At 59.1% G+C, this 462-nt stretch carries 1 protein-coding gene; it reads right to left on the bottom strand.

Going from position 1 to position 462, the window contains the following annotated elements; genetic code table 11:
* Positions 1 to 304: NADH-quinone oxidoreductase subunit J (locus tag EN964_RS37020; protein ID WP_127277633.1), on the bottom strand; the 304-nt coding region annotated here is incomplete at its 3' end.
* Positions 305 to 462 lie beyond the last annotated feature (158 nt).

Below are 462 nucleotides of genomic sequence, written 5' to 3'. Positions count from 1 at the left end.
GCCCGACCAGCGCGCCTATCGGCGCATATTGCAGTGCGCCTTCCTTCATCTCGGCGAAATCGACGTCGAGCATCATGACCACGAACAGGAACAGCACCATCACCGCGCCGACATAGACGACGAGCAGGATCATCGCCAGGAACTCGGCCCCGGTCAGCATGAACAGGCCGGCGGCGTTGAAAAAGGTCAGGATCAGGAACAGCACCGAATGCACGGGGTTGCGCGACGAAATGACCATGAACGCCGAAGCCACCGCGACAAAGGCGAAGAGGTAGAAAAAGGCCGCCTCTAGTCCACTCAACATTGGGGATCCCCCGGGTTCCTGTACGAACAGGACGCTCGTCCTGTTTGTTGTCTCTGGCCTGGTTCCGCCTCCGGTTCCAAAGCCGCGTTGTCCTAGCCCATGTTCCGATCGGGTTGAAAGGCCCGATCGAAAGAAACATGGGCCACTCTGTATTCCGG

Source organism: Mesorhizobium sp. M7A.F.Ca.CA.001.10.2.1 (assembly GCF_003998575.1).
Lineage (GTDB): Bacteria > Pseudomonadota > Alphaproteobacteria > Rhizobiales > Rhizobiaceae > Mesorhizobium.
Note: the sequence above shows the minus strand (reverse complement) of the source record. Positions and strands in the feature narration are given on the sequence as shown.